Genomic DNA, 25,890 nt, shown 5'->3' on the forward strand with positions numbered 1-25,890 from the left:
ACTAAGGTCATAATGCCAAGGCCAATCGGTAAGATAAAAAGGTACACTTGCCACACAGCCATCTCTCAACAGTTTTTGTTACTGACATCATAGCAGTATCGTGGTTTGGCTGTCAGTATTAGAAACATCTAAGTACCTTAAAACTATATTCATCAGAGCCTCTGCCTATATTTAATATATGCAGAGGCTGATTGATTGATGACACGCCTTAATAGTGCTCAGCCTATAAAGACTAGCGCATCGTCACGAACTCTTCTGAGCCGGTTGGGTGGATAGCAATAGTATTATCAAAGTCAGCCTTAGTAGCGCCCATTTTTATAGCTACTGCAAAGCCTTGTATCATCTCATCGACGCCGAAGCCTATACCGTGCAGACCAACGACTTTTTCATCATCGCCCAAGCACACCAGCTTCATCATACACTTCTGACGATGTTGGGTGACTGCACTATACATTGAGGTAAATGTTGAGCTATAGCATTTAATATTGTCCTTACCATAGTGATTAACAGCATCGATTTCAGTCAATCCAATAGTACCGATAGCAGGATGGGTAAAGATAACCGTCGGTATCAATTCATAGTCTAAATGCTCATTAGGCTTATTATTAAATAAGCGCTCTGATAAGCGTCGACCTGCCGCGATAGCCACCGGAGTCAAGTCAACACCATTCTCGATAGTATCGCCTACCGCATATATACCTTTAATATTGGTGTTTTGGAACTTATCGACTTTAATTTTGCCAATATCACTAGTCTCTACACCCGTCACTTGCAAATTAAGATTGTCCGTGGAAGGCGCGCGACCAATGGCCCAAATCAAACAGTCTGCCGTGTCTAGGCTGCCATCTTTGGTACATAAGGTTAGGCTACCATCTTCATTTTTGTTGACTTCAGTTAGCGTGGTGTTGGTGTGCAATTGAATGCCGTCTTGCTCCATCTCTATCAGCAAGGCTTCCACAACACTGTGGTCAAATGAGCGCAGTGGCGAGTGCTTACGTACATATAAATGCACTTCAGCGCCTAGACTGTTCAATACCCCAGCGATCTCAACGGCGATATATCCTGCTCCTACAATAGCCACCCGTTTTGGCAGCTGATTTAGGGCAAAAAAGCCATCAGAGTCAATACCGTGTTGTGCCCCTTTGATATCTGGGTAAATAGGATGACCGCCCGTTGCGATCAAAATATGATCAGCCGTAATGTGTTCGCCATTGACCTCGACTGTCTTGGCATCGATAAATTTGGCAAAGCCTTTTATCACGTCAACGCCATTTTTTGCCAAATTATTGTCATAGGCACGGTGAATATTTTCGATATATTGTTGGCGACTCTGCACCAGCTTTTGAAAATCAAAGCCTTTAACCTCAATATCGAATCCATAGTCTGGTGCATACTTATGGATGGCTTCGGCAACTTGCGCCCCATACCACATCACTTTTTTGGGTACGCAGCCCAAGTTCACGCAGGTGCCACCCAATTGGTTGGCTTCGATAATGGCACATTTTTTGCCATGGCTTGCCGCTCGGTTGATTGAGGCAATACCGCCGCTACCGCCGCCAATCGAGATATAATCATAATGCTTGGTCATGGTTGCTGTCTCTTTATTAATAAGTGGTTAGTATAATTTTGGACTCTATTGTAATGGGTATTATAATCAATCTTACAAGCTGCTTGTCACTAGGGTGTTAAGTTGTATCAGCATGGCTGGTGTTAGGTTAGAGATAGCCTGTAAGCTAAACAATAGCACGACGCCTATAAAATAACAGTCCAGGAATAGACAAGCCCAGCACCAGCCCTGAAGTCACAAATAAGGACTCAAACAAAAAAACCATCATTTGACCGAATAACTCGTCTGAATAGCCAAAATAACCAATCTGTACCATGCTGACCATCGCCTTGTAAGCGGCGACTCCTGGCATCATACAAATGACACTTGGTGAGATGAGGGCCTTGGGTGGTAGGGTATATTTCCTAGAGAAATAAACCCCTAAAAAGCTGGCGAGCATCGCCCCAAAAAAACTGGCAACCACGATATGCACGTGCTGATAGACAAGGGCTGTTTTTAGCCCGAACCCAAAAGCAGTCATGAGCAAACAGGGTAGAATATACCGTTTGGGTACGGTAAACATTAGCGTCCAGCCAAGGGTAATAATACAAGACAGCGCAACGGTTTGAATGAACCACATATCAAAACCCCCAGTGCTGTATTCTAAGTAGAACAAGGGCCATGACAATGCCAACGCCAGCTGAAAAGGTCAACATATAGGTAAAAACGGCACGCCCAATCCCAATATTGACATAGCCTTTTAAGATGTCTGATAAAGAGTTGATTAGGGGAAAGCTTGGCACTAATAGCAAAACGCTAGAGGCAACGGCAATGTCTGCATTATCACCTATATCAAAATAATAGGTTGTCGCCCCAATTAGAGAGGCGATAAACGCTGTCACAATGACTGTTATAAACGGATTAAAGTGATTTTTGGCCAGATAAATACGGGTGAGCATCGCCACCATACCTGCGGTAAAGGTCACTGCGGTAATCAACCAACTGCCGCCATTAAGATAAGCAAATGCGGCACAAGAGGCGCCAACAAATAGGCACACTAGCCACGTTGGGTAAACCGACTTATCTAACTCATCCAACGCAAGAGTAGTGAGTTCAGTCAGCTCATGATTCAGCTTATCATCGCTTGCGGTGGCTTCGGTTTTATTGACAATTTGCTGGATTTGTACCAATAAATTGACATTAATGCTCTGATTAATGGTGTCCCTAGTGGTGGTGATACAGCGTTCATCACAAATAGTTGTCAAGGTAATGGCATTAAAGTTGAGCGAACATTCTACGCTGTTCATCCCCAAGGCGATGCCCAAGCGCTTGGATAGGTCAACCACAATGGCCGACTCAGCGCCATATTGCATAAGGAGTAATCCGCAGCGCACGCATAATCGAGTAATGCGCTGTTGCTGTACGTAGCTGATAGGAGTCATTGGTTAGATACGCGTGTTGGCTATTGTGATTTTTCAGTATAAACAATATAAGTAGCTATGAGCTACTGATACGGATATACCATAGACCGGAGTAACATAACGATAGCATGAATTGCGGTGTTTTTTACTGTGGCGAACTTATGAGTACAAAAGATAGCAGTAAGGTCCTAGTATAAGTGCGTTTTAAAGAGGCTATCTAAACCTGATCGTTCAGTGACGGGTAGGCATCATATTTGATGCTACGATGACGTATCAACTGTTTTAGCAAGGAGGATAAAATGCATATAGCCATTCTAACTCTGACTTTTACGCTGCCCGGATGCAGCTCATTAAAAGAAAAACGCCAACGCATGGGCGGCCTACATGCACGCTTTGGCCGTAATCCAGCAGTTGCGGTATGTGAGAGCGGCGAGCGTGATCGGCATGATGCCAGCGAATGGACGCTTGTCGTAGTAGGGCTGTCTAAACGTGAGGTCGAATCACAGTGTAGTCAGTTAGAGGCGAAGATAGAACATACCGTAGAAGCGCGCGTGATGAACGTGATGCGAGAGTTTATTTAGTTGACTCATAGTATGATATAAAATGTATTGAAAGTGAAAAACACATTTCATTATCGGTGGGTGGAACGCACCTTACGATTTAGATAGTGTTCAAATTATCTGTATGTTCTAGCCAGCTTTCAACAGATGCTCTAGTGTTGGAGTTCTCAATAATTCTTTCTTGTAATAGTTCCAACGTCCACTGTCGCACCTCATCTCGTTTTGATTTAACTATAAAAGGATGGTAAGAAAAAATTGATATACAGTAAACGTTCGTATTCTCCAAGAATGACCAAGTTACATTATTTATTTTAGTTGCATCATTAAATCTCACTGTTTTTATCCCAAAAGCTGGATGTTGTAGAATCTTGTGAATATAAAGCTTTCTATCTTGTTCATCTTCAATCGATTGCCAGATGATGGTTTTTAGATTCACCTTGTCTATATTTTGTATAGCCTCACAAAACTCTAGGTTTTCATTGCCATGTTGATAAAACTTTATAAATACACGAGAAATAGTAGCGATATCCAAGTTAGTATTAATTTCAACTTTGCGTTCTTTAACGGCATGTTCAATATAGTCCTTAAAAGTGTCATTCGGTTGTCTACCAAAACGATACCACCATCCTACATCCCAAAAATCTGAGCTTTCAGAAACTTTTTCTTTAATATGTTGCCTTATTAATTCTTGTAACTTGTCAGCTAAATCTTGAGCGCCATTTCGACTTAGTGTATTGTAGTGAAAACCTAGATTCTCTAAAGTTTCTCTATTTATTCTTCTGCTTATATTATCAAAGAGTCTTTGATTGAAGTTCAAGCTTATGTTTAAACTATTATACTCAGTCATTAACTTCTGTTTTTCTCTATCATTTTCAAATTCAGCTTCATTAATAGAATCCTGTTTGAATAGTTGCTCAACTCTATCATCATCAATGTTAATGTCTGTAATTAGTTCTATCACAACATCAGTCCACCCTTCCATACGAAAGTTAGGGTAGAATTTTGAAAGTTTTTCCTCTACAGCGTCTTTTTTAGTTCTAACAGTTGCTTTTAGTGCTTCATCATCACTTTTTAAAAAGATATCTAATCGGTCATCGAGACCATCTTCAGAAAAATACGTTTCTAACTCTTTCATATCGATATCAAGAACTTTAGGAATGTCATTAACAAGCTTGATAATAAGAATTTGCCTTAGGATTTCTTCTTTGCTCAACTTTGATAAAGATGATGAGTGTTTTATTATCTCGTGATAGATTTTCTGCACACGCTGATAAAATCTAAGATTTCTAACACCCATAGTTTGATAGAATTTTTCGTAGATAGGGAATGTCTCGATATCACTAATCTTATCTTTAATAATTGACAGTGAGTCGTCTAATACCAACACTTCATCAAACACCTTTTCCTTATATTCTCTGAAATTTTCACCTGCTTCACCTTCATGTAGTATCACCACTACTTTACAGTTTTTTTCTAAGCTTAAATGATTAACTAACCCCATTACATCTATGATATCTAATTTAGCTGAATGTCTTTCAATAGACCTCTTGCAAAAGTGGCCTCATGAATTAGAATAACCGTATCACTCACAATCAAATAACTGCCATGCCCGATATAAATAAACTACTTGAGCAAAGCGACTCCGGCTTCAAACGCTACACTGGTATTCATAAAACTACCTTTAAAGCCATGTTAGAAGCCATGCAACAACATGAAGCAGCAAAGACCAAATCAGGTCGTCCAAGCGAGCTTAGATTGGAAGCGCAGCTCCTGCTTGCATTGACTTATTGGCGTGAATACCGAACGCTTTATCACATCGGTATGGACTTTGGTATTCATGAGTCTTCTGCCAGTCGCATGGTTCGTAAAGTAGAAGATATTCTTCTTAAGTCAGGTAGATTTGGCTTACCTAGAAAGCTACCACGGGGCGATGTTGATGATATTAACTGGTCAGCGGTCATTGTAGATGCGACCGAAACCCCGATTGAGCGTCCAAAAAAAACCAAAGTGACTACTACAGCGGAAAAAGAAAGCAACATACCTTAAAAGCGCAAGTTATCGTGCATTGGCAAACAGGTTTAATACTAGATGTTCAAACTTGCAAAGGATCGGTACATGATTTTAGCCTTTACAAACAGACTTGTCCTGACTGGTTACCTGAAAATGCAAGCTACTTAGCAGACAGTGGCTACCAAGGTATAGCGAAGTTGCATGACCAAACCTTTACACCCTTTAAAAAACCAAAAGGCTGTGAATTACTAGACTGTAGCAAACAAGTGAATCAGTATTTAGCTAAATTACGTATTCTGGTTGAGCACAAAATAGGTCTGATCAAGCTGTTTAAAATCGTGGCTCAGCGCTATCGCAATCGTCGTCAGCGTTATGATTTAAGAATGAAGCTGTTTGCAGGTGTAGTCAATTTCGAACTTAATTCATGACTTTTGCAAGAGGTCTAATATCATCTATACAAATTACTGTATCGGTAATCATACTTGATACAGCACTACTAATCATGCCTTTGCTAAGGGATAAAGCAATACCTTTACCTTCAATTTTAGAGAAGTCAATAACGTCAAGACTTTTCTGAAAACTTTTCTTAATAAATGAAAAGTTATCTTTCTTTTGGCTTGTACTATGAGATTTAAGAGCAATTTCAAATTTTAAAGATTCTAAAGACTCAATGCCGAATAAAGATACATAAGCATATTTTTTAGTTTTAAACTTAGCATGGTTTTTTTCGTAGAAATTATTCCAGAAGTGTGTTTTTCCAATGCCCCATTCGCCAGTTAGAGCGATAGCAACAGATTCTTTAGCATTGATAAGATCCAAAAGCTTATCTTCGAGATTTTCTACGTTTGCCATTGCTTAATGCCTTATAGATGATTTTAGACTAACAATTATATTAACGTCGAGTTCAAAACTGCCCAAAAAAAGGCTATTCCCTTAAGAATAACCTTTTTGATATTATTTTACATTGTAAGACTACTAGCTTGCTTGCTGTGACTCAAGCATCGGCTTTAAGAACTCACCGGTATGCGAGCCTTTAACTTCCGCTACTTGTTCAGGTGTGCCTTCAGCGACAATCAGTCCACCACCTTTACCGCCTTCAGGTCCTAAGTCAATTACCCAGTCCGCGGTCTTAATAACATCCAAGTTATGTTCAATCACTACGATAGTGTTGCCTTTGTCACGTAGCGCATGCAAGATATTAAGCAGCTTAGCGATATCGTGGAAATGCAAACCAGTGGTTGGCTCATCCAAGATATACAGCGTCTGTCCAGTATCACGTTTGGCCAGCTCGCGGGCTAGTTTGACACGCTGCGCTTCACCGCCAGATAACGTGGGTGCTGATTGACCAAGACGAATATAACTGAGACCAACTTCGACTAGGGCCTGTAGACGACGATAAATAGCGGGAATAGCTGAGAAAAATTCTGCCGCGTCTTCAACGGTCATATCCAGCACTTCAGCGATGTTTTTGCCTTTATAGTAAATCTCTAAAGTCTCGCGGTTATAGCGCTTGCCTTCACAAGTATCGCATGGCACATACATGTCTGGTAAAAAGTGCATCTCAACTTTGATCAGGCCATCACCTTGGCAAGTCTCACAGCGACCGCCTTTAACGTTAAAGCTAAAGCGACCTGGTTTATAACCGCGGGCTCGTGCCTCTAGCGTTTGGGCGAACATTTCTCTTACTGGGGTAAAGACGCCGGTATAAGTCGCTGGATTTGAGCGCGGGGTACGGCCAATAGGGCTTTGGTCAATATCAACCATCTTGTCCAAGTGCTCAAGACCACTAATGCTTTCGAATTTGTCAGCGATCAGGGTTGAGGCATTATTCAACTGGGTAGCTGCCAATGGCATTAAAGTGCGGTTGATCAGCGTGGATTTACCCGAGCCGGACACCCCAGTAATACAAGTCATGATACCAATCGGTAGGGTCAAATGGACATCTTGTAGGTTGTTACCTGTTGCCCCTTTTAACTCAATGGTCATAGGGACTTTTTTAGGTTTGGCCTTGCCTTCAACTTCCATGTCAATCGTCTTGGGTTGATGACGAACTTTAGGAATATCGATTTTCATCTTACCAGACATATACTGGCCAGTAAGTGATTCTTTGGAGGCCATGATGTCATCTACTGTGCCTTGGGCAATCACGTGACCGCCATGGACGCCAGCACCAACGCCGATGTCAATCACATGATCGGCGTGGCGAATCGCATCTTCGTCATGCTCAACGACTAGCACGGTATTGCCTAAATCACGCAAACGCATTAAGGTTTTTAGCAGACGATCGTTATCGCGTTGATGCAGTCCAATTGAGGGCTCATCAAGCACGTACATCACGCCCATTAGACCGGCACCAATTTGGCTGGCTAGCCTGATACGTTGCGCTTCACCACCAGATAGGGTTTCAGCGGAACGGGCTAATGATAAATAATCCAGTCCAACACTGACCAAGAAGTTCAAGCGCTCGTTAATCTCTTTAAAGATTTTCTCAGCGACTTCACCTTTATGACCACCAATCTTCAGCGTTTTATAATAATCAGCAGCATCACCAATAGACAGCTTAACGATTTCAGCAATGGTTTGATCATCAACCCGTACATTACGCGAAATCTCATTGAGACGCGCGCCGTCGCAGACGTTACAAGTGGTGTCTGCTAGATATTTAGCCAGCTCGTCACGTACTAGATTACTTTGGGTTTTGGCATAACGGCGCTCAAGATAGGGCAGCACGCCTTCAAAAGGAATGGTTTTATTGGTTTTACGACCACGCTCATCCGTAAAATTAAAGGTTAGCTTTTCTTTACCTGAGCCTTGCATGATGAGGTCTTGCTGCTCTTTAGAGAGTGCTTGCCACGGCGCATCCATATCAATTTTAAAATGATGACAGACCGTTGATAGCAGACCAAAGTAATAAGCATGACGCTTATCCCAACCATTAATCGCCCCTTGGTTTAGGGATTTTTCATGGTGAGTGATCAGTTTTTCGGCAGAAAAGTACTGACGCTTACCCAAGCCATCACAGGCCGGGCAGGCACCATAGGGATTGTTAAAACTAAACAATCTTGGCTCAAGCTCGGATACTGCCCGATCACAGATAGGACAGCTGTGTTTGGCTGACATGACTTGATTGTCACTACCATCAGGCTTTGGATTGCCATCCATGTAATGCAAGGTAACCAGTCCTTGACCCAAACGTAGCGCAGTCTCTAAGCTTTCAGCAACACGGTTGCCCAAATCATCACGCACTTTAAAGCGGTCAACCACCACTTCTATGGTATGCTTTTTCTTCTTCTCTAGGGCTGGTAGCTCGTCCATATCATAGACATCACCGTCGACCCGCACTCGTACAAAGCCTTGCCCGACCAGCTGTTCTAACAGTACCGTATGCTCGCCTTTACGCTCACGAATGACCGGTGCGAGGATCATCAGCTTAGTCTCCTCCGGTAGCGACATGACCTGATCGACCATTTCAGTTACGGACTGCGCCACCATGGGCTCGCCATGTTCAGGGCAATATGGCGTACCGATACGGGCATAAAGCAGGCGTAAATAGTCATAAATCTCGGTAATCGTACCAACCGTTGAGCGTGGATTATGGTTGGTTGATTTTTGTTCAATCGCAATCGCTGGTGATAGTCCATCGATGCTATCGACATCTGGTTTTTCCATTTGTGACAGAAATTGGCGCGCATAAGCCGATAAACTTTCGACATAACGACGTTGTCCTTCGGCATAAAGGGTATCAAATGCCAAAGATGATTTACCTGAGCCAGATAAACCTGTGATTACTACAAACTTATCTCGTGGAATATCTAAATCAATGTTTTTTAGATTATGAGTACGTGCGCCGCGTATTGCGATATGGTCATGTGCCATCGGTTATAGGTTTCCTATTCGCTAAAAGGGGTGTTAAAACCAACATATAAATGTGGTTATCAAATATGTATAAAAATCAGTTAAATAAATAGCTTAATAAACGAATGAGTTTAAGACAGTCATAAATACTACAGATATTTGAGATTGTTAATAAATTTTAGATACCATGCTGCTCAATCAGGGATAAAACTTATCATTATTGATAATAAATTTGTTGAAAAGTTCTAAAGTAGATAATCAGTTATGTGTTTTCAATAACGTTAAGTGGATTGCGTTTTTGAAAAAATCTCTCAAATTTTATTAAACAATGGCTATCACTGTTTGAGTAATTGCTTATTAAAGGCATTCACTTTAATAATCTAATAAAAATAGGTTTATTATTATAAGTTTGCGTAATTTGTCGTTATAAACGCATCTCAGAGAAGATTTTGTCGCTTGATGCTCTCCGCAATGCTCTACTCTATTGTCACGACAGACTCATAATTCAAGGTATTATTGCGCATCAGATGCACTTAGTAACAAAATTATCGAATCAGATTAAGAAGTCAGACTAGGCTAGATAAGGTCGAAGGCGTAAAATTCTCGGCAACCAGACGGCGAATGTTTTATACTGTAGAGCTTGATTTAGAGTCGGGCTGCTAGGCATTTAAGAGACAGTCTGACTGCCTCTTGATATTGTTGGTTAATAGATGCGAAGATAGCGCAGTTTTGCCTGTTCTTAAGGTGTAGGACGTCAGCCGTTAGATGATCAATCAGTGAGGCAAGTATGAATAGCGTAGAAAAACGGGCAATCTTAGGAGTCGGTGGTATTTTTGCCCTACGTATGATTGGCTTGTTTATGATTGTGCCCGTATTTTCTGTGTATGGGGACAGTTATACGCATGCGACGCCATTTTTGATCGGTTTAGCCGTTGGTATTTATGGGCTTGGTCAGGCCATCTTTCAGATACCCATGAGTCTCGCTGCCGACAAATTCCCGCGTAAGCCAATTATTATGCTTGGTTTGGTCTTATTCGCATTAGGCGGTATCATCGCAGCCAACGCCACCGACATTTATGAAGTGATTATTGGCCGTGCACTGGCAGGTAGTGGCGCGGTCTCTGCCGTGTTGATGGCGTTATTAGCTGACGTCACCCGTGAGGAGATGCGCACTAAGGCCATGGCGACCATGGGCTTGACCATTGCTACCTCTATCATGTTGGCTTTTGCTTTTGGGCCTTTGTTAGTAGGCTCGCTAGGTATTTCAGGATTGTTTTGGCTGACCGCCGGCTTTGCGGTTTTGGCGATGCTGCTGCTGTTAGTCGTACCGTCACCGATGCGAGTGCTCAAACACAATCTAGACAATAAATCGATTGGCCAGCAGTTATCAGACGTACTAAAAATTGGCGATCTTAACCGTTTGCATATTGGTATCTTTGCGCTACATCTGACTATGACCGCGATATTTGTCATTTTACCGCATCAGCTTTCGGAGGTGATGGGCCTGACAGTACGCCAGCAGGGCTTGGTTTATTTACCCCTATTATTTATCGGCTTTGCAGTGGCGATACCTTTTATTATTATTGCAGAAAAGAAACGTAAAATGCGTCAAGTATTCTTAGGCGCGATTGGCTTGATGACCTTTTCCTTAGCTCTACTAGCGCTTGGTAGTCAAGTAGGTATTGGTATCATCTTAGGTCTATTGCTATATTTTATGGGCTTTAATTTACTTGAGGCTACGATTCCCTCGTGGATATCTAAACGTGCCCCAGTTGCTAACAAAGCCACAGCGATGGGGCTAAACTCATCCAGTCAGTTTTTTGGTGCGTTTGTTGGTGGAGCAATGGGTGGGCTATTATTGAGTCAACCTAATTTATTGGCCTGGAGTATCCTCGCGGCAATAATGGGTGTGTCGCTACTGATTATCATCCCTATTGCGCAGCCACCGTATTTATCTAGCACTACCGTAACGATACCTAAGAACATCAATATTCAAGACTGGTCGCGGCAGATGATGGCGATAGAAGGGGTTGACGAGCTAATGGTCATGGCCAAAGAACAAGTGGCTTATTTGAAACTCGACAAAACCAAATTGACAGATACTGCACGACAAGAGCTGTCGCAGCTTGCGCAAAGTCCGCTAGATATTTAAGACACAACCTAAGTTACAATCATAGCAGTTAACAAGTAGAATATAATTTTTATCCTCACTTTAAAAAGGCATTAAGATGAGTAAATTTAACAAGTTATCTGGTATGTTTGTCGCTAAAAAACGCCCCGTTAAAAAACTACCAACAACCATAACTAAATCGATAGCTAAGCTTGGCATTGGCTTAGGGCTGTCAATAACGTTATTGACTTCTGGCTGTACCACACAAAATATTCAGACCTATCAAAATACAACGCCAACGCTTGATATGCATCAGTTTTTCTCAGGTCAAATTGATGGCTGGGGAATGTTTCAAGGGCGCAATGGCGAAGTCAAAAAAAGATTTTATGTTGATATTGAGGCCACTCATGAAGGCGATAATGTCATTGTTTTAGATGAAAAGTTCTCTTGGGCAGATGGCACAAAGTCACAGCGTATATGGCGGCTGACTCAGCAAGCTGATGGACAATGGAAAGGGGTGGCAGGCGACGTTGTTGGCGAGGCGATAGGAGAAGTAGTCGGTAATACCTTGCATTGGCAGTATGTACTAGAGCTACCGGTCGATGGCAAAACTTATAACGTGAATTTTGATGATTGGATGTACTTAATCAATGAAGATGTCATGCTCAACCGTTCAGTAATGAAAAAATATGGCGTTGAATTGGGTAGCGTGACCTTGAGTATGCATCGCAATACTAAATAAGTATGAGCTTTATCAGGAGACACACCATTTCTCGTCTGTGGCTGACAACAGTCTTTTATTTCTATAGAGCCTATTAAAGTACCGTTAGCAGGCCAGTTAACAGGCCAAAAGAGTGTCTCTCTGTTGTTGTTAGTTATAATATCAGAAAACTTAATACTGCACGACAAAGAATGTCGCATGATAGGCAAAGCCCCCTAGATATTTAGGTAAAAATTGGTTAAAGTAAAAGCATATTACTAATAGTATTAGTGATTTCCATTAAAACCAGTCATTAAATTCTTCACAAGTAAAAGGATGGTATTATGCGCGGTGTCAATAAAGTCATCATTATCGGTAACCTCGGTGCAGATCCTGAGGTACGCCAATTCAGCAACGGTGGTAGCGTAACTAACATTTCAGTTGCAACCTCAGAGCAATGGACAGATAAGCAAAGTGGCGAGAAAAAAGAAGCCACCGAATGGCATCGCATTGCATTGTACAATCGCTTGGGTGAGATTGCGGCGCAATATTTACGTAAAGGCAGTAAAGTTTACATTGAAGGCAGTCTAAATACCCGTAAATACCAAGCACCAGATGGTAGCGATCGTTACGCTACCGACATCAAGGCCTATCAAATGCAAATGTTAGATGGCGCGAGTGGTGGTCAAGACGGTGGTGCGGGCAATTATGGTGGCCAAAACACAAGCAACCAAGGCGGTCAGAGTAATCAAGGTGGCCAAAATAATAATCCCCAAAATGGCTCTAACCAAGGTAATGGTATGCAGCAAGGTGGTGGCCAAGGTGGTTACAATAACCAAAACACACCGGCGCAACAGAATCAATTTAATGCGCCTACTCAAGCGCCCACGCAACCGAAGCCAGCGGCCATGCCAGATGGCCCAGTTGATGACGATATTCCGTTCTGATGATGATAAGATATAGAACGTAAAGATACTTAAGTAAGTATTAGCTTATAAGCCATTAGTGGTAAGATTTAGCCCTGATTAATATTCTTATATTAGTGTAAATATTGAGAATAAGATTCAGGGCTATTTTTTAATAGCAATATATGAGTTGTTATATGATTATTATTGTTAACTTATAGGTTGTTATAGGATAAAAAAGTAAAATTATATCATGGTGGAATTAATGAAAGTTAAGGTAGTCACACATCCCACTGGAGAGCAGATTCCGATCATACTTGATTATGAAGAATTACCCATTCCAGCACCTAATGAGTATTTACTATCTCGTCGTGATAGAAGTACTAATACATTAATTCGTAATGCTAGAGAGCTTTCTCTTTTATACGAGTGGCTGTATCGCGAACAAATTGATCTGAGACAGAAGCTTACTGCTCCAGTATCTTTTAACTCCGCTCAGATTAATTCAGTATTGGTTGAGCAGCTCAGACAAAATAGAGAACAATTTAAGGCTGTTTCACCGATAACTTTTAATCAACGTCTTACTACTGTCAGACAGTTTATAAACTGGTATATGAGTGTGTTGATATCGCAGTTGCCTTATTCCTCCAATAAGTTTAAAAGCCTTAGTGAAAGAAAAAGTATTTTCAATGAATGGCTATCTAATTCGTTTATGTCCTCACCACCTAGCAGGAAGTATTTGAAAAAAGGACTAAACAACGAAGAATCTAGCTTTTTGATAAATATATTAGATCCTACTTCTATTAATTCATTTGGTACGAATGAGGCAGTAAAGTATAGAAATTTTATTTCAGTTGGATTAATGATTTATTGTGGTTTACGTCCGGGTGAGCTTCTTAGTTTAAGGGTAGAAGATATTACTATTGGTGCTGTATCTTCGGTGAACGTTGTTCGTAGAAAACCTGATATTGGCGATACTAGAAAGCCTAGACCCCAAGTAAAGCGTAATGGTCGTTTATTGCCAATTGAAAATCCGATGCTTGTTTATTATTTAGATAGATATATAGTCGAATGGCGAGATTTTTTGGAAGATAAATCAGATGAAGAGTCTGATTATTTGATTATAAGTGATGAGGGTGAACCGTTATCACAGGCCTCTATTACACAGATGTTTCATCTACTTAGAAGTAAGTATATTCAGGATCTACCTGAAAACTTAAGCGCAAAATCATTGCGACATACATTTTCTTCAAGAATGGAAAGAGTAATGCGAGAGAACGGTATGTCTGAACAACGACGTCGAGAAGCATTGGCATTTCTTCGAGGTGACTCTAGTTTAAATTCTCAAGATATATATATTGCTCAAGAGGTTGAAGAAAATGCTAGGAAAGCATTAAATGAATATCAGAAAAATATAATTAAATAAAGGACGGGTAATGCAATTATCAGGAGATAAAAATCCTAAACAAATTAGTAAACAGTCAATTACGACTAGAGAAGGTCGTAAAGTGAATATTTCAGGTGATAAATGGCATTTGCCCTATATTAATTATGACAACTCAAGTATTGATTTTGGTAGGATAAAATCTGAATTAATTAAGAATTCTCTTAAGCGTTATGTTAGTCACACTCTAGTACATACTTCAACTAATGCAGGCTTAGTTAACTTTACAGTAGTGTTATCTGAAATATTAAAGTTTCATAATACTGAAGTCAAAGATAATAACTTAGATGAAGAAACTTTAATAAAAGCTTTCGAGAAGGCAATAAATTTAGCAAAATCAGAACATCGTCTTTGGGCTTTGTATCGACCTATAAAGTGGTATATTTGGTCTTCAAAAAATAGCCCAGAACTAGGTTTTTCAAAGCAGTACGCTGAGCAGCTTTCAACCATGTCTATTCCGGGTAACCCGAAAGGCCAAGCTGTACGGATGGATAATCCTGAATATGGGCCCCTAAATAGATCTTTAGAGTTACCCTTAGTGATTGAAGCTCTTAAAAATGATAAAAGTTCAGAGTTTTTGCATTTACAACAGAAAGCAGCTTTAGCCTTATCAGTTGCACTTGGTCGAAATCCAGGAAATTTAATCTATCTGCGTGAAAGTGACTTATCGCAACTAACGCCTTTTGATAAAGACGAGCCAACTTATATTCTTAAAGTACCTAGGATTAAGAAAAGGCAGCTAAGCCCTCGCGATGATTTTATTGAAGAGTATCTTGATCCTTATTTTGGAAAAATTATTGAAGATCTAATTGCTGCTAATAAAGGTATTGATTTAGTCTACGCTGGCAGAAAATATATAAAGCTTGATGAGAGACCGCTTTTTATCAAAGTCTCTGGCAATAAATCTGCTAAGAGATCGCACTCTATTGATGAAGTATTTAATTTAGTAAGCAATGATATTTCAAAATTATTGAAGTCTTTCGTAAAACGGCACAATATTATTTCGCCACTAACAGGGCTGCCTTTGAAAGTATCACCTAGAAGGTTTAGGTATACTTTGGCAACTGGACTAGCTTCTGAAGGTATCAGTTCAAAAGAGCTTGCTAGGATTTTAGATCATACCGACACTCAACACGTTATGGTTTATTATGATACTAAAAGCAGCATAGTTGCCCATTTAGATAAAGCGCTATCTAAGCAGTTCGCACAGTATGTATCCCTATTTAAAGGTAAGGTAATTGATAATGATTCGGATGCCGTTAACGGATGTCGTGATGACAAGCATCTATTGTTCGTTGATGAAGATTGCCCTGATGAGCAAACCAATATTGGCGTATGTGGTGAATTAACTATCTGTTATCTAGATCCTCCATTTTCATGCTATTTATGTCCTAAGTTTCAGCCTTACCGAACTGCTGATCATGAATATGTACTTGATAAATTAATCGATAGTCGTGAGAAACGTTTTGAAAAATATGAGAATGCTAGACTTGGCATCCAATTAGATGATGTCATTTTAGCTGTTTCCAATGTTATTGAAATATGTAGGAAAATTTAGATGTCAGACAATCGTTCAAAAAGAAAAACCAAGGTAATATCATTTGTAACGATTAAAGATGACCGAGACTTTAACTTGAACGAACTAGTGAAAGTAGCTAAACAGTTGAGACTTGAAGGTTTTGAGTTTGTAGTTTGGCAAGATGAGGAATGGCGCATTATAGGTGGGCGACTAAGTAATTTGACTGGTACAAACAACAGACAAACTGTTATTAAATTTAGGTCAGCTCCTAAATTAGGTGGAGAACTTTTAAGTGATAAGTGGTTAGAGGTTGCAAAAGCACTGTTTATTCTTCGCTTTCATCGAAAAAATCAAGCATCCTCTAATCAGCGTAATTTTATTACTGCAATAAGTTATATATCTTATGCTGCCAATTCACTTAATCAGAGTCTTTATCAACTAACCCCAGAGTCACTTGATAAAGCTTGTGAAATTATCTCACAAGATTATGCAGATACAACAGCATATAACCTTCATAAAGCTGTAGCTGAATTTGCTGCTCATTGTGATAGTAATGGTTTATGTCGTAACTTCCTAGGTTATAAATCTTCATTTATGAAAAGACCTCAAGCTGTTAGTGGATTGAATTATAAAAGGCTAGATGACCCCAAAGCCACAGAAACTACTGAGTCTAAAAAGATGGCTAAGCCAGAGATTTATAAGATTATTGGTGAACTTTATCTAAATGTTCCTAGAGAGCATAATCATCGTCTTTACGTCCTGATACTAAGCCTACTGCTTTTAACAGGACGACGTTTTAGTGAAATATCTTTGTTACCTTTACAAAAGATAGCTGAAGATAAAGATGGTAAATTTTATATTCAGTACTTTCCTGGAAAATCGAGTTTTGGTGATATTTATACTCCTTTAGAGAAATTGTATCTGCCAACTAAAATTGCGCCTATCATTAAAGATGTAGTTAAAGAAGTAATCGAGCTAACTAAATCAGTACGTGAAACTGCCATCGAGATGCAAAATGTAACGGGCGCTGATCTTAGGTTTTTGGATGATATTCCAGAAGACAGTAGGTTCTATTGGAGAGACCTCAATGACTTGGGATTAAGCAGTAGGCTTTTGGAGAAGAGAGGTTGGCTAGGGAAAAGTAATTACACTTGGAGTGGCATTAAGAATAACCAGAAAGCTTCCTACACGAATAAAGAAGGATTAAGAGAATACTGCTCTCATTATTTTGAGCCGAAAATACTAGATGTAATACATATTGACCAACAAGGTAAAAAATACTATTTAGAAGATTTGTTATTCATTAGACATCCAATGGCTTCTAAAAAACTTCATATTCATTGGCTTGCAACGAGTTGTACTCACTCAATGATATCTACTTTTTTAAGGTATTTTCCTAAGTTGACTAAGGAGTATGCAAGTAAATCTACTAGTATTGAGTTTACTAGTCATAACTTCCGCCACACTATGAACACATTACTTGACGAAGGTGGCTTGAGTGACTTATTGCAAACAGAATGGTTTGGTAGAACCAATCCAAGAGATACTAAAGCTTATCAACACACAAGCCCTGCAAAGCGAGCTTTAATGTTAAGAGAAGATATTAAAAATGGCACAATTGGCGGTAAGCTTGCGGAACAAATCAAAGTAATGCCTATTAACCACCAAGATGCTGTTTTAAAAGCTCGTATAAAAGCTGTGCATGATGTAGGTACAGGCTTGTGTATTCACAACTTCTCTCAAATGCCTTGTGAGAGGCACTTGCAGTGCTCTGCTGACTGTAAGGACTATGTATGGATTAAGGACGATTCTAGACGCATTGAGGAGGTTAAACGGCTATTTTCATTGACTACTATTGCTCAAGCAACTGTAAAAGATCAAGCTAAGTCGAAAAAGCCTAAGAAAAGCAGCGATTGGATACTTCATAATGAGAAAAAACTTCAGACATTAGGAAAGCAATTATCTGACTACGGTGTAGAGAGCTTTGACCCGTCCAAATACCTAAAGGAGACTTATGGTGTCTAAATTCCGTCATATTTCTAACGAAGATATTACTTCAATTGTGAGAGAGTTAGATAAGTGGGCTATGGGTGAGCTTGGTTCAAAATTAACTTGGCAGATACTTGTTAATAAGTTTGGATTCAGTAGGCAGTCCCTACAAGCTAAGTCAGAGGTAAAGGCAGCTTATGACAATGCTAAGCAATCATTGTCCGGTGGTCTTGTAAAGTCAAAAAAGCAGACTGAAGATGAATATCAAAAAGTATTGATTGAACTAGAACGAACCAAGTTGGAGCTAGAAAGTTACAAACAGAAAGAGCAGTTATGGCTGAGACGTTGGCAACAAATCGCTTTTAATATAAGGCAGAAAGGTATTCAGATTTCAGATATAGATAAGGGTACTAACTATCCTGATGAAGATCTGCCTTCAAAAAACGAAACTGCAAAGATACTTAGACCTTTTGACAAAGAGATACCACCATCAGGTAGAATCTAGTCTTGTAATGCTTAAAGCAGGTAATCTATGTGCTCTCTCAGCATATATGCTTATAAGATCGTATATAGATAGCTCAATATGGAGTTAGAGACTCCAAATAAAAAATCATATCAAAGTAGAGAATTTAATAAAATGGCTAAAACACCTGCAAATAAGAACGACAATATAAAAGATGGTCGCTTTGAAGAAGCCCTTTGGGATGCTGCCAACAAGCTGCGAGGTAGCGTTGAATCATCAGAATATAAGCACATTGTCCTTAGCCTAATTTTCTTAAAATTCATCAGTGATACTTTTGAGCAGCAGCGCCAAAAGCTTATCGATACAGGCTATGAAAAACATATCGACATGGTGCAAGCTTATACCAAAGATAACGTGTTCTATTTGCCAGAAGAGAGCCGCTGGAGCTTTATCCAGCAGAATGCTAAGCAAGAAGATATCGCTCTTAAAATCGACACTGCGCTCAGCACCATTGAGAAGACCAACCAATCACTAAAAGGCGCATTGCCTGATAACTACTTCTCTCGTCTTGGCTTAACGGCTAGTAAGCTTGCTGCTTTGATTGATGTCGTTAATAACATCGACACCATTGGTAACCCTGAAGAAGACACCGTTGGGCGAGTCTATGAGTATTTCTTGGGTAAGTTTGCCGCGACTGAAGGCAAAGGCGGTGGTGAGTTCTATACACCCAAGTCGGTGGTTAATCTCATTGCAGAGATGCTAGAACCATATCAAGGCAAAATCTATGATCCATGCTGCGGCTCAGGCGGTATGTTCGTGCAGTCTATTAAGTTCATCGAGAGTCACCATGGCAATACCAAAGACGTGTCTATCTATGGGCAAGAGTACACCAGCACCACCTATAAGCTCGCTAAGATGAACCTTGCCATTCGTGGTATCTCTAGCAACTTAGGCGATGTGGCTGCCGATACGTTCTTTAAAGATCAGCACGAAAACCTAAAAGCTGACTTCATTATGGCAAATCCACCTTTTAACCAAAAGGATTGGCGCGCCTCTGATGAGCTGGTCGATGATCCACGCTGGGCAGGCTATCCGACACCACCGACGGGCAATGCCAACTATGCTTGGATATTGCACATGATATCTAAGCTCTCTGAGCATGGGACTGCTGGTTTCGTACTAGCAAACGGCTCGATGTCGACCACCACCAGTGGTGAGGGTGAGATACGCCAGCAGATTATTGAGAACGACTTGGTCGATTGTATGATTGCGCTGCCAGGGCAGCTATTTTATACCACCCAAATTCCAGTGTGCTTATGGTTTATCAGTAAAGACAAACAAGCCAAGTCAGCGCATAGCCAAGCTCGTGGCTTGCGTAATCGTAGCGGTGAGACCCTATTTATTGATGCTCGCGCAATCGGCAGCATGATTAGCCGTACTAATAAAGAACTCACTAAAGATGATATCGAAGCGATTGCCAAGACTTATCATGCTTGGCGCGGTGAGAAAGAAGCAGGCGGTTATGAAGCCTATAGCGATGAAGCAGGTTACTGTAAATCAGCAACGCTTGATGACATCAAAGCCAATGACTATGTTCTCACCCCTGGCCGTTATGTCGGTGCTGCGGCAATAGAAGATGATGGCATTCCGTTTGAGGCGAAGATGTTAGAACTGAGCCAAACGCTATATGCGCAGATGCAAGAATCTTCAAGCCTAGATACTACTATTCGTCAAAACTTGGAGGTATTGGGTTATGGCGAGTGATTGGAATGAATATAAAATAGATGATTTAAAAGCTCCAGTAAAAGGCTCTATAGCTATGGGACCTTTTGGCTCTAGGATTAAAGCTGAAAATTTCGTGACTGAAGGCATTCCGATTATTAAAGGCGGTCAATTGCATGGTGCGTATGTTTCAGACTCTGGCTTTGATTTTCTTACTCCAGAAAAAGCAGAAGAGCTAAAAAGCTCACAAGCTTATCGAGGTGACTTAGTTATTACTCATCGAGGAACTATCGGTCAGGTTAGTATAATTCCTCATGATTCTCTTTATGAAAAATATATAGTTTCGCAAAGTCAGCTTAAAGTGAGTTTTGATAAAACCAAGGTAAATCCATACTTTGTAAATTATTTTTTTAGAAGTCACTTAGGACAACATAGGTTGCTAGCAAATGCTTCACAAGTTGGTGTACCTGCTATTGCAAAAGCTTCAACCTCAGTTAAAGCCATCATGATTCCGTGTCCAAGTCTGGAAGAACAAAATAAAGTAGTTGGATATTTAAAAAATCTAGATGACAAAATCGAGCTAAACCGCCAAATGAACGAAACGCTCGAAGCAATGTCGCAGGCATTGTTTAAGAGTTGGTTTGTGGATTTTGATCCTGTCATTGATAATGCATTAGCGGCTGGTAATGCTATCCCTGATGAATTGCTTGAGCGTGCTGAGCTGCGTAAAGGGATTGAGAAAAAAGACAATTTAGATATTCAGGCTTTATTCCCTGATGAGTTTGAGCTTAATGAGGGTATGGGCTGGATTCCGAAGGGTTGGAGTATTAAAAAAGCTGAAGAAATTGCTTCAATTACAATTGGAAAAACGCCACCTAGAAAAGAGCCTAAATGGTTTTCAGACACACAAAAAGATAATTTAGTATGGGTTTCAATTAGAGATATGGGAAACTCAAATGTATTTATTGATGATAGTAGTGAATATCTAACAAAAGAGTCTATCAAAAAATTCAATGTGAAAATCGTACCAAAAGATGCAGTTATCCTGAGTTTTAAACTTACTTTAGGTCGTGTCTTAATTGCCCAAACAGAATTAGCAACGAATGAAGCTATTGCTCATTTTGTAAATCCAAAGTTTAGCATGTCAAAAGAGTATGTTTATTGCTATTTAGACAACTTTGATTATTACAGCTTAGGAAGTACATCTTCTATTGCCACAGCTGTCAATTCTAAAATTATAAAAGCTATGCCATTTCTAGTTCCAAATGAGTCAGCATTAGAACAATTTAAAAAAATTAGCAAAATGTACTTTGATAAAATGAGTGGTATCAATCAAAACATACGAACTCTAACCAATCTACGCGACACTCTTTTACCCAAGTTAATGTCAGGCGAGCTTCGTATCCCAGACGCTGCTGTACTTGTAGATGAAGTCCTATAGATTTTGACGGTGAGTCGCTATTTTTAAAAATATGATGTTTGATGGAGTCTGGCATGAAAAAGCTTTTACTTAGTTTGGTGCTCAGCTTAAGTGTTCTATCTGCGACTCCTGTAATGGCTGCCGCTCCTGCTTTCTCTGCCAGTCAAATGGCTCAGGTCAAAATCAAAGACCTAAGTTTTCAAGAAGTCATGCGTCAGTTTTACAATGGTCAGATGGTTCCTACTGTTGCAGATGATACATATATTGATTCGTTACCAAATATTGGTTTAGGTCTTGCTGATAGCACAGCATACAGAACAGTAGCTTTAATGCACCCTATAGAGCTTTATTACAGCGCAGATGATGAACAACGGTATTTAGTGACCATTGAAAAAGTGCTGGTTGATAATTACTCATTAGAACGCTGTTTTCCTTGCGGTTCAAAAGCAGATTTATACAGCTTTAAAAAACTAAATGATAAAAAATTTCAGTTAGTAAGCAGGACATCAGAGAGCGTAGAGTTTTCAAGTAATTATGGCTCAATGAACCTTCAAAACAACAACCTTGATATTCATGGGATTTTAGAGCGTTTAGGTGAAAACCTAGTAGGTAGCATATTCAAGAGTGGATATATGCGTCAGGGTTATACGACAGACTCATGGGCGGTACTGCATCTACCTGAAAATGATTTTATTAATACTTATGCGTTGGGCGATGCTGGTTCAGATAATAGCGGTCAAGAAGAAGAGGGCTCACCTTCCTATTATAGTTATGAAGGAGTTGTTGAAGTGATGCCTACAAATGCTAAGTACTATCCAATCAAGCTGACTTATAAAGGTATAGCTCCTGATGATCCTGAGCGTCCTGACTTTATCAATAAAAGCTTCGTTATGAAGTTCAATCCGGTAACGAAAACTTATGAAACAGCATCTAGTTTTGTAGCTTTATAAGGTGCCCACTCACTGCACCGATTACTAATGTTATTGAAGAACGCTCTATTTATCTAAAAAAGGACTTACCATTGAAATTCACCGAAGACAGACTTGAACAAGCCATTATCGAGCTACTAGCAGCCGAGAGCTATCCACACAGCGTCGGCGTGGCACTCGACCGCAATCCTGACGATGTGCTGATTAAGTCTGATCTTCGAAAGTTTCTAGCGACCCGCTATCAAGCAGACTTGATCACTGATTATGAAATTGAGTCCATCATTCATAAGCTTGAATACCTTCCAGCCTCTGATCTTTACGATACCAACAAAGCCATCATGAAATTTATCGCTGATGGCTTTTTATTAAAGCGTGAAGACCACACTCAAAAAGATCTATACATTCAGCTGATAGACTATGACGTGATAGGCGACAGCTCTATAGACACCAACCGCTATCGCATCGTCAATCAAATGGAGATACAAGGCTTTGAGCTGCGTATTCCTGATGGCATTCTCTATATCAACGGCTTACCACTGGTGGTGTTTGAGTTTAAGAGTAGCATCCGTGAAGATGCCACCATGTTTGATGCCTATACCCAACTGACCACCCGTTATAAGCGCGATATCCCAGAGCTGTTTAAATACAACGCCTTATGCGTCATTAGCGATGGGGTCAACTCAAAGATGGGTTCGTTCTTTGCGCCGTATGAGTTCTATTACTCTTGGCGTAAAGTCACAGGCGATGAGAAGTTAGAGAAAGACGGCATCCATTCGTTATTAACTATGATTAGCGGCTTATTTGATAAATCGCGTTTGCTTGATGTTATTCATAACTTTATCTATGTGCCTGACACTTCCAGCTTTGATGCGAAGATCGTCTGTCGTTATCCGCAGTATTATGCTGCTACTAATCTGTATGACAATATCAAGCAGCACATGAAACTACTCGATAGTGATGGCAACTTAATAAACGATAATGGCTTACGTGATGGTAAAGGTGGTACGTACTTTGGCGCGACTGGCTGTGGTAAGAGTTTTACCATGCTGTTTCTAGCGCGTCTGCTGATGCGCGACGTGGAGCTTGGCAGTCCAACCATTATCTTAATCACTGACCGTACCGATTTAGACGATCAGTTATCAAACACCTTTACCAATGCCAAGACCTATATCGGTGATGACGAAATCATCAGTGTGGAGAGTCGTGCTGAGCTACGAGAGAAGCTGAAAGATCGAAAAAGTGGCGGTGTGTTCCTAACGACCATTCATAAGTTTACCGAAGACCTAGCATTACTCACTGAGCGTACCAACGTCATCTGTATCTCTGATGAAGCGCATCGCAGCCAAATCAATCTTCAGCAAAAGATTACTGTCACTGAAGACGGGGTTAAAAAGACCTACGGCTTTGCTAAGTACCTGCATGACTCACTGCCTAATGCCACATACGTCGGCTTCACGGGCACACCGATTGATGCCACCCTTGATGTCTTTGGTCCAGTCGTTGATAGCTACACCATGGTTGAATCGGTATTCGATGAAATCACCGTACGCATTGTCTATGAAGGTCGCGCAGCTAAAGTACTACTCGATAGCAAGCAGCTCGATGAAGTCGAAAAATACTATCAAGAAAGTGCCGACGCTGGCACCAATGAGTATCAGATAGAGAAAAGCAAAAAAGCCATGGCAAGTATGTCCACCATTCTTGGTGACCCTGACCGCATTAGAGCCATCGCAGAAGATTTCGTTGAACATTATGAAGCGAGAGTAAACGAGGGCACCACGCAAAAAGGCAAGGCGATGTTTGTCTGTAGCAGCCGTGAAGCCGCCTATCAGTTATATAAAGACATCATAGATCTGCGTCCTGAATGGAATGAGGTGCGAGCGTGCGAGGAAGGATCAACCTTATCGGACAGTGATAAGAAAAAAGTCAAGCCGATGGAACGCGTCAAAATGATCATGACTCGTAACAAGGATGACGCAAAAGGCATGTGGGACAATCTTGGCAATAAAGACTACCGCAAAGAGCTCGACCGTCAGTTTAAAAATGGCAAGTCTAATTTTAAAATCGCCATCGTCGTTGATATGTGGCTCACAGGCTTTGACGTACCATTCCTCGATACCATGTACATTGATAAACCTTTGCAAAAGCACAGCCTGATTCAGACCATCTCACGAGTTAATCGTCAGTTTGAAGGTAAAGAAAGTGGCTTAGTGGTGGATTACATCGGTATCAAAAAGCAGATGAACCTGGCGCTATCACATTACACCGGCGGTCAGATTCAAAACCTAGAAGATATCCAAAAGTCAGTGGTGGTGGTCAAAGACCATTTAAACCTACTGGATACGGTCTATCATAAGTTCGACTCTAGCCTTTACTTTAACGGTACGCCACTAGAGCAACTGAACTGCTTAAATGCTGCCGCTGACTTTGCGCTGCAATCTAAAAAGTTAGAAAAGCGTTTTATGGACTTGGCCAAGCGTCTGAAGTCTGCCTATGATATCTGCGTCGGTAGCAGTGAGCTCACAAAGGCACATAAAGACAAGATTCATTACTACCTAGCCATTCGTACCATCATCTTTAAAATCACCACGGGCGGCGCACCTGACGTTGAGCAGATGAACCAAAAGGTACGTGACTTGGTGAAAGATGCGCTGCTAAGTGATGGGGTAGAAGAAATCTTTAAGCTCGGTGATAACACCGATGGTGAAATAGACATCTTCGATGAAGACTACCTAGCCAAGCTTGAGGTGATTAAACAGCCCAATACCAAGTTAGAGCTGCTACAACAACTGCTCGCTAAAGCCATTGGCGAGCTTAAAAAGACCAACAAGGTTAAGGGTGTTGATTTCAGTAAGAAGATGAATGCTTTGGTTGAGAAGTATAACGACCGTGACGAGCAAGATTTACTGCGTGCTGACGTCATTGGTGACTTCTCTGATGAAATCATAAAGCTCTATCACGAGCTGCGAGAAGAGATGGCATCGTTTGGAGAGATGGGTATCGACTTTGAAGAAAAAGCATTTTACGACATCCTGCTGTCACTGGCGCATAAGTACGATTTTACCTATCCAGAAGACAAGCTACTTGAGCTGTCCAAAGAAGTAAAAAAACTAATCGATGACAAGGCAAGATACACCGACTGGAACAAGCGCGACGACATTAAAGCAGAGCTACAGTTTGATTTGATGATATTGCTTGATGAGTGGGGTTATCCACCTGTTGATTCAAAAGAGGTCTATAAAGAGATATTTGAGCAAGCGGAGAACTTTAAGAAGAATAGGGTGGTTTGAGAGGTGG

General features: G+C 40.6%; 19 protein-coding genes and 1 pseudogene. 14 read left to right on the forward strand and 6 right to left on the reverse strand.

The window, feature by feature from the left end; all coding sequences use genetic code 11:
- Window positions 1-232: 232 nt before the first annotated feature.
- The 3 genes from gorA to H4W00_RS05065 form a co-directional block, all read right to left on the reverse strand.
- Window positions 233-1,588, reverse strand: coding sequence for a glutathione-disulfide reductase (gene gorA, locus H4W00_RS05055; protein WP_209956524.1), 1,356 nt, complete (start codon window positions 1,586-1,588; stop codon window positions 233-235).
- Window positions 1,589-1,733: 145 nt separating this feature from the next.
- Window positions 1,734-2,186 (reverse strand): threonine/serine exporter family protein, encoded by a 453-nt coding sequence (locus H4W00_RS05060; RefSeq protein WP_209956525.1) that lies wholly within the window; start codon window positions 2,184-2,186, stop codon window positions 1,734-1,736.
- A gap of 1 nt (window position 2,187) precedes the next feature.
- Entirely contained in the window at window positions 2,188-2,988 is an 801-nt protein-coding gene (locus H4W00_RS05065) for a threonine/serine ThrE exporter family protein (RefSeq protein WP_209956526.1), read from the reverse strand.
- Window positions 2,989-3,266: 278 nt separating this feature from the next.
- On the opposite strand from H4W00_RS05065, the gene H4W00_RS05070 reads away from it, so the two are divergent.
- Entirely contained in the window at window positions 3,267-3,548 is a 282-nt protein-coding gene (locus H4W00_RS05070) for a DUF503 domain-containing protein (RefSeq protein WP_209956527.1), read from the forward strand.
- Window positions 3,549-3,627: 79 nt separating this feature from the next.
- On the opposite strand, the gene H4W00_RS05075 is transcribed toward H4W00_RS05070, so the two are convergent.
- Window positions 3,628-5,028, reverse strand: a complete 1,401-nt coding sequence (locus H4W00_RS05075) for a hypothetical protein (protein WP_209956528.1) — start codon at window positions 5,026-5,028, stop codon at window positions 3,628-3,630.
- A gap of 104 nt (window positions 5,029-5,132) precedes the next feature.
- On the opposite strand from H4W00_RS05075, the gene H4W00_RS05080 reads away from it, so the two are divergent.
- Together H4W00_RS05080 and H4W00_RS05085 are read left to right on the forward strand one after the other, a co-directional pair.
- The gene (locus H4W00_RS05080) at window positions 5,133-5,573 is read left to right on the forward strand and encodes a transposase family protein (protein ID WP_209956048.1); all 441 of its coding nucleotides are present in this window, start codon (window positions 5,133-5,135) and stop codon (window positions 5,571-5,573) included.
- Between the two features lie 8 nt (window positions 5,574-5,581).
- A pseudogene (locus H4W00_RS05085) lies at window positions 5,582-5,965 on the forward strand (transposase family protein); the annotation flags it as partial.
- Here H4W00_RS05085 and H4W00_RS05090 read toward each other — a convergent pair.
- Entirely contained in the window at window positions 5,955-6,389 is a 435-nt protein-coding gene (locus H4W00_RS05090; protein WP_209956529.1) for a P-loop NTPase fold protein, read from the reverse strand. The pseudogene H4W00_RS05085 and the gene H4W00_RS05090 sit on opposite strands and share 11 nt — an antisense overlap.
- Before the next feature lie 123 nt (window positions 6,390-6,512).
- Window positions 6,513-9,413, reverse strand: coding sequence for an excinuclease ABC subunit UvrA (uvrA, locus tag H4W00_RS05095; RefSeq protein WP_209956530.1), 2,901 nt, complete (start codon window positions 9,411-9,413; stop codon window positions 6,513-6,515).
- Window positions 9,414-10,179: 766 nt separating this feature from the next.
- Between uvrA and H4W00_RS05100 the strand changes: the two genes are divergently transcribed.
- The 11 genes from H4W00_RS05100 (at window position 10,180) to H4W00_RS05150 (ending at window position 25,883) form a co-directional block, all read left to right on the forward strand.
- Window positions 10,180-11,544 (forward strand): MFS transporter, encoded by a 1,365-nt coding sequence (locus H4W00_RS05100; protein WP_209956531.1) that lies wholly within the window; start codon window positions 10,180-10,182, stop codon window positions 11,542-11,544.
- 76 nt (window positions 11,545-11,620) lie between these two features.
- The gene (locus H4W00_RS05105; protein ID WP_209956532.1) at window positions 11,621-12,244 is read left to right on the forward strand and encodes a DUF3833 domain-containing protein; all 624 of its coding nucleotides are present in this window, start codon (window positions 11,621-11,623) and stop codon (window positions 12,242-12,244) included.
- Window positions 12,245-12,546: 302 nt separating this feature from the next.
- Window positions 12,547-13,149: a single-stranded DNA-binding protein gene (ssb, locus tag H4W00_RS05110; protein ID WP_209956533.1), complete on the forward strand. Its 603-nt coding sequence runs from the start codon at window positions 12,547-12,549 to the stop codon at window positions 13,147-13,149.
- Window positions 13,150-13,372: 223 nt separating this feature from the next.
- On the forward strand, window positions 13,373-14,533 hold the full coding sequence (locus H4W00_RS05115) for a tyrosine-type recombinase/integrase (RefSeq protein ID WP_209956534.1): 1,161 nt from the start codon (window positions 13,373-13,375) through the stop codon (window positions 14,531-14,533).
- A gap of 10 nt (window positions 14,534-14,543) precedes the next feature.
- Window positions 14,544-16,109 carry a tyrosine-type recombinase/integrase gene (locus tag H4W00_RS05120; protein WP_209956535.1) on the forward strand — a complete coding sequence of 522 codons (1,566 nt, stop codon included), beginning with the start codon at window positions 14,544-14,546 and terminating at the stop codon, window positions 16,107-16,109.
- Window positions 16,110-18,095, forward strand: coding sequence for an integrase (locus H4W00_RS05125; protein WP_209956536.1), 1,986 nt, complete (start codon window positions 16,110-16,112; stop codon window positions 18,093-18,095).
- A complete protein-coding gene (locus tag H4W00_RS05130; protein WP_334684875.1) occupies window positions 18,085-18,564 on the forward strand; it encodes a protein kinase in 480 nt (159 codons plus the stop codon). Before H4W00_RS05125 ends, H4W00_RS05130 begins: the two co-directional genes overlap by 11 nt.
- Before the next feature lie 132 nt (window positions 18,565-18,696).
- The gene (locus H4W00_RS05135) at window positions 18,697-20,286 is read left to right on the forward strand and encodes a class I SAM-dependent DNA methyltransferase (protein ID WP_209956537.1); all 1,590 of its coding nucleotides are present in this window, start codon (window positions 18,697-18,699) and stop codon (window positions 20,284-20,286) included.
- Window positions 20,276-21,685: a restriction endonuclease subunit S gene (locus H4W00_RS05140; protein WP_209956538.1), complete on the forward strand. Its 1,410-nt coding sequence runs from the start codon at window positions 20,276-20,278 to the stop codon at window positions 21,683-21,685. The genes H4W00_RS05135 and H4W00_RS05140 overlap by 11 nt, the downstream gene beginning before the upstream one ends.
- 53 nt (window positions 21,686-21,738) lie before the next feature.
- Window positions 21,739-22,614 carry a hypothetical protein gene (locus H4W00_RS05145; RefSeq protein ID WP_209956539.1) on the forward strand — a complete coding sequence of 292 codons (876 nt, stop codon included), beginning with the start codon at window positions 21,739-21,741 and terminating at the stop codon, window positions 22,612-22,614.
- 71 nt (window positions 22,615-22,685) lie between these two features.
- Complete coding sequence (locus tag H4W00_RS05150) at window positions 22,686-25,883, forward strand: type I restriction endonuclease subunit R (RefSeq protein WP_209956540.1); 3,198 nt, start codon at window positions 22,686-22,688, stop codon at window positions 25,881-25,883.
- Window positions 25,884-25,890: the final 7 nt, after the last annotated feature.

This window comes from Psychrobacter sp. PL19, assembly GCF_017875835.1.
Classification (GTDB): domain Bacteria; phylum Pseudomonadota; class Gammaproteobacteria; order Pseudomonadales; family Moraxellaceae; genus Psychrobacter.

Bases quoted from the DNA above. Each gene is read 5' to 3' on its own strand.
- gorA (WP_209956524.1), bottom strand. From the start codon at position 1,588: ATGACCAAGCATTATGATTATATCTCGATTGGCGGCGGTAGCGGCGGT.
- H4W00_RS05060 (WP_209956525.1), bottom strand. From the start codon at position 2,186: ATGTGGTTCATTCAAACCGTTGCGCTGTCTTGTATTATTACCCTTGGC.
- H4W00_RS05065 (WP_209956526.1), bottom strand. From the start codon at position 2,988: ATGACTCCTATCAGCTACGTACAGCAACAGCGCATTACTCGATTATGC.
- H4W00_RS05070 (WP_209956527.1), top strand. From the start codon at position 3,267: ATGCATATAGCCATTCTAACTCTGACTTTTACGCTGCCCGGATGCAGC.
- H4W00_RS05075 (WP_209956528.1), bottom strand. From the start codon at position 5,028: ATGGGGTTAGTTAATCATTTAAGCTTAGAAAAAAACTGTAAAGTAGTG.
- H4W00_RS05080 (WP_209956048.1), top strand. From the start codon at position 5,133: ATGCCCGATATAAATAAACTACTTGAGCAAAGCGACTCCGGCTTCAAA.
- H4W00_RS05090 (WP_209956529.1), bottom strand. From the start codon at position 6,389: ATGGCAAACGTAGAAAATCTCGAAGATAAGCTTTTGGATCTTATCAAT.
- uvrA (WP_209956530.1), bottom strand. From the start codon at position 9,413: ATGGCACATGACCATATCGCAATACGCGGCGCACGTACTCATAATCTA.
- H4W00_RS05100 (WP_209956531.1), top strand. From the start codon at position 10,180: ATGAATAGCGTAGAAAAACGGGCAATCTTAGGAGTCGGTGGTATTTTT.
- H4W00_RS05105 (WP_209956532.1), top strand. From the start codon at position 11,621: ATGAGTAAATTTAACAAGTTATCTGGTATGTTTGTCGCTAAAAAACGC.
- ssb (WP_209956533.1), top strand. From the start codon at position 12,547: ATGCGCGGTGTCAATAAAGTCATCATTATCGGTAACCTCGGTGCAGAT.
- H4W00_RS05115 (WP_209956534.1), top strand. From the start codon at position 13,373: ATGAAAGTTAAGGTAGTCACACATCCCACTGGAGAGCAGATTCCGATC.
- H4W00_RS05120 (WP_209956535.1), top strand. From the start codon at position 14,544: ATGCAATTATCAGGAGATAAAAATCCTAAACAAATTAGTAAACAGTCA.
- H4W00_RS05125 (WP_209956536.1), top strand. From the start codon at position 16,110: ATGTCAGACAATCGTTCAAAAAGAAAAACCAAGGTAATATCATTTGTA.
- H4W00_RS05130 (WP_334684875.1), top strand. From the start codon at position 18,085: ATGGTGTCTAAATTCCGTCATATTTCTAACGAAGATATTACTTCAATT.
- H4W00_RS05135 (WP_209956537.1), top strand. From the start codon at position 18,697: ATGGCTAAAACACCTGCAAATAAGAACGACAATATAAAAGATGGTCGC.
- H4W00_RS05140 (WP_209956538.1), top strand. From the start codon at position 20,276: ATGGCGAGTGATTGGAATGAATATAAAATAGATGATTTAAAAGCTCCA.
- H4W00_RS05145 (WP_209956539.1), top strand. From the start codon at position 21,739: ATGAAAAAGCTTTTACTTAGTTTGGTGCTCAGCTTAAGTGTTCTATCT.